At 65.9% G+C, this 4,516-nt stretch carries 1 protein-coding gene; it reads left to right on the top strand.

All coding sequences use genetic code 11. From position 1 onward, the window contains the following. The coding region (locus FJV41_RS48110) for a non-ribosomal peptide synthetase (protein WP_141649349.1) at positions 1-4,516 on the top strand (4,516 nt) is incomplete at both ends.

Genomic DNA, 4,516 nt, shown 5'->3' with positions numbered 1-4,516 from the left:
TCCCTCCACCCTCACCCAGTCCCGCCTCGCCTCCATCTTCTCCGACGTCCTCGGCCTGGAGCGCGTCAGCATCCACGGCGACTTCTTCGAGTTGGGCGGCCACTCTCTCCTCGCCACTCAAGTCGTCTCTCGCATCCGCTCCACCTTCGACGTCGAGTTGCCTCTCGGTGAGCTCTTCTCTTCTCCCACCGTCGCGCTCCTCTCCGAGCGGCTCGACTTGCTCCACGGCTCCTCGTCTCGCCAGCCGGCCCTCGTCCCTGTCGACCGGGCCCAGCCGCTGCCTCTCTCCTTCGCCCAGCAGCGCCTCTGGTTCCTCGACCAGCTCCAGCCCGGCGCTCCCACCTACAACATCCCCTGGGCGCTCAAGCTCACAGGCAACCTCAACGCGGACGCACTGCTCCAGTCCCTCAACGCGCTGATTCAGCGTCACGAGGCCCTGCGCACCCACTTCGCCATTCATGAGGGCCAGCCCGTCCAGCGCATCCTGCCCGACGTCCGCATAGCGCTGCCCGTCGTCGACCTGCGCGCCCTGGACTCCTCTGCTCGCGATTCCGAAGCCCAGCGGATCATGCGCGAGGAGGCTCTTCACTCCTTCGACCTGTCTCGTGGCCCCTTGGTGCACGCCACTCTCGTGCGCCTCACCAATGACGAGTTCCTCCTCCTCATCACCAATCACCACATCGTCTCCGACGGCTGGTCCATCGGCGTCATCGTCCGTGAACTCGCCGCCTTCTACCGTCAGTTCGCTGGGGGCGAGCCTGCCCAGCTTTCTCCGCTGCCCATCCAGTACGCCGACTTCTCCGTCTGGCAGCGCCAGTGGCTCCAGGGCGACGTCCTCTCTTCCGAAATCGCCTGGTGGCGCACCCAGCTTGCCGGTGCCTCCTCGTCCCTGGAGCTGCCCACTGACAGGCCTCGCCCCGCCGTTCAGTCCTATCGCGGTGCGGTGTTCCCCATCGGGTTGTCTCGTGAGTTGACCCAGGCCGTGAAGGCCCTCGCTCAGCGTGAAGGCGCCACGCCCTTCATGGTGCTGCTGGCTTCCTTCCAGCTTCTGCTCTCCCGCTACTCGGGCCAGGACGACATCTCCGTCGGCTCTCCCATCGCGAATCGCAATCGCTCCGAGACCGAGGGCCTCATCGGATTCTTCGTCAACACCCTCGTCCTCCACTCCCGACTCGACTCGAAGCAGTCCTTCCGTCAGTTGCTCTCCCAGGTGCGCACGTCCACCCTCGCCGCCTACGAGCACCAGGACGTCCCCTTCGAGAAGCTCGTCGAGGAGCTTCAGCCTCAGCGTGACCTGAGTCGCTCACCGCTCTTCCAGGTCACCCTCACCCTTCAGAACGCTCCTGAAGAGGAACTCGAGCTCCCGGGTCTCACCCTCAGCGGGCTGGCTCCCAGCATCGAGACGGCGAAGTTCGACTTCAGCCTCTTTCTCGAAGAAGGCATCAACGGCTTCGTCGGCGGCTTCAACTACAACACCGACCTCTTCGACGCGGCGACCATGGAGCGCCTCTCGCGTCACTACTCGGTGCTGATTGAGGCGCTGACCGTTTCGCCTGATGCACAGCTCGGTCTGATTCCTCTGCTCACGGTGGCAGAGAAGCAGCAAGTCCTCGCGGGTTGGAACGGCACCACGACGAGCTACCCTCGCAACGCAAGCATTCAGGAGCTCTTCGCTCACCAGGCCGCGCGCACGCCTGATGCTGTCGCCGTTGTGTCGGGTGAGGAGTCTGTCTCCTACGCCCAGCTCGACTCGCGCTCCAATCAGCTCGCCCATTACCTGCGCACTCTCGACGTTCTTCCCGGCTCGCGCGTCGCCGTCCGTCTCGACCGCTCCGCCGACCTCATCGTCTCCCTCCTCGCCATCCTCAAGGCCGGCGCCTCCTACGTCCCCCTCGACAAGGCCTGGCCTTCCGACCGCCTCGCCTTCGTCCTCCGCGAGTCCTCAGCCGGCGTCGTCCTCTCTCACTCCGACGTCGTCGATGACCTGCCTGCCTGCGGCGCCGTCCTCCTCGTCATCGATGAGGAGGCTTCTCACATCGCTCGCCAGCCATCTTCACCTCTCACGGGTGTCGTGACAGGGGATGACCTCGCCTACGTCATGTTCACCTCCGGCTCTACCGGTGAGCCCAAGGGTGTCTGCGTCCCTCACCGAGGCGTCACCCGCCTCGTCTCTTCTTCCTTCATCTCCTTCGCCGCTTCCGACGTCTGGCTCCACGCAGCCCCCGTCGCCTTCGACGCCTCCACCCTCGAAATCTGGGGCGCTCTCCTCCACGGCTCCAAGCTCGTCCTCGCTCCTCCTCATGCCCTGTCGCTCGAGGAGTTGGGCTCTCTGCTTGTCCGCGAGGGCATTACCTCCCTCTGGCTCACCGCTGCTCTCTTCGAGCAGATGGTGGCGACTCAGCCCGTCGCGCTGGCTGGTGTCCGCCAGGTCCTCGCCGGTGGTGACGTCCTGCCGCCTTCTCGCGTCCGCGAGCACCTCGCTCGGCTGCCCCCGGGCCACGTCCTCGTCAATGGCTACGGCCCTACCGAGAACACCACCTTCTCCGCCACTCACTCGCTGCGCCACGGCGACTCCTTCTCCCGCTCCGTCCCCATCGGCGCTCCTCTCTCCAACTCCTCCGCCTTCGTCCTCGACGCCTCCTTCCAGCCCCTGCCTCCGGGCGTCCCTGGAGAGCTCTTCGTCGGGGGTGACGGCCTTGCTTGGGGTTACCTCAACCGCGCTGACCTCACCGCCGAGCGCTTCGTCCCGCATCCCTTCAGCAGCACTCCTGGTGCTCGCCTCTACCGCACCGGGGACCGCGTCCGCTGGCTCGCCGACGGCACTCTCGAGTTCCTCGGCCGCTCCGACTTCCAGGTGAAGGTCCGTGGCTTCCGCATTGAGCTAGGCGAAGTCGAGGCTGCCCTCCGTCTCTTCTCCGGCATCCAGGAAGCCGTCGTCCTCGCTCGCGAGGACGTCCCCGGTGACAAGCGTCTCGTCGCCTACTTCACCTCGAACGAGCAGGACATCGACACGTCCGCGCTCCGCTCATTCCTCTCCCAGCGCCTGCCCGAGTACATGGTGCCGGCTGCTCTCGTCTCCCTCCCGTCCTTCCCCCTCTCCGCCAACGGGAAGCTCGACAGGAAGGCTCTTCCTCCTCCCGACTTCGCCGCAGCTGACGCCTCCGGCGACGACTTCGCCCCTTCCTCCACCCTCACCCAGTCCCGCCTCGCCTCCATCTTCTCCGACGTCCTCGGCCTGGAGCGCGTCAGCATCCACGGCGACTTCTTCGAGTTGGGCGGCCACTCCCTCCTCGCCACTCAAGTCGTCTCTCGCATCCGCTCCACCTTCGACGTCGAGCTGCCCCTCGGTGAGCTCTTCTCTTCTCCCACCGTCGCTCTCCTCTCCGAGCGGCTCGACTTGCTCCACGGCTCCTCGTCTCGCCAGCCGGCCCTCCTCCCTGTCGACCGGGCCCAGCCCCTGCCTCTCTCCTTCGCCCAGCAGCGCCTCTGGTTCCTCGACCAGCTCCAGCCCGGCGCTTCCACCTACAACATCCCCTGGGCGCTCAAGCTCTCTGGCTCGCTTGACTCGCATGCGCTGCTCCAGTCCCTCAACGCGCTGATTCAGCGTCACGAGGCCCTGCGCACCCACTTCGCCATTCACCAGGGTCAGCCCGTTCAGCTCGTCCAGCACGACTTCGTGCTGGAGATGCCTCTCATCGACCTCTCCGCCCTGCCCCAGCAGCAGCGCGACGCCGAGGCACAGCGGCTGGCGGCGGCCGAAGCCGTGCGTCCCTTCGACCTGGCCCAAGGCCCTGTCGTCCGCACTTCTCTCCTCCGCATGGATGCGTCCGAGCACCAACTGCTCGTCACCGTCCACCACATCGCTTCCGACGGTTGGTCCATCTCCGTCATGGTCCGCGAGTTGGCCGCCTTCTACCGCCAGTTCGCTGGAGGCGAGCCTGCCCAACTTTCTCCGCTGCCCATCCAGTACGCCGACTTCTCCGTCTGGCAGCGCCAGTGGCTCCAGGGCGACGTCCTCTCTTCCGAAATCGCCTGGTGGCGCACCCAGCTTGCCGGTGCCTCCTCGTCCCTGGAGCTGCCCACTGACAGGCCTCGCCCCGCCGCTCAGTCCTATCGCGGTGCGATGTTCCCCATCGGGTTGTCGCGTGAGTTGACCCAGGCCGTGAAGGCCATCGCTCAGCGTGAAGGCGCCACGCCCTTCATGGTGCTGCTGGCTTCCTTCCAGCTTCTGCTCTCCCGCTACTCGGGCCAGGACGACATCTCCGTCGGCTCTCCCATCGCGAATCGCAATCGCTCCGAGACCGAGGGCCTCATCGGCTTCTTCGTCAACACCCTCGTCCTCCACTCCCGACTCGACTCGAAGCAGTCCTTCCGTCAGTTGCTCTCCCAGGTGCGCACGTCCACTCTGGCCGCCTACGAGCACCAGGACGTCCCCTTCGAGAAGCTTGTCGAAGAACTCCAGCCTCAGCGTGACCTGAGCCGCTCACCGCTCTTCCAGGTCACCCTCACCCTTCAG

This window comes from Myxococcus llanfairpwllgwyngyllgogerychwyrndrobwllllantysiliogogogochensis (assembly GCF_006636215.1).
Lineage (GTDB): Bacteria > Myxococcota > Myxococcia > Myxococcales > Myxococcaceae > Myxococcus > Myxococcus llanfairpwllgwyngyllgogerychwyrndrobwllllantysiliogogogochensis.
Note: the sequence above shows the minus strand (reverse complement) of the source record. Positions and strands in the feature narration are given on the sequence as shown.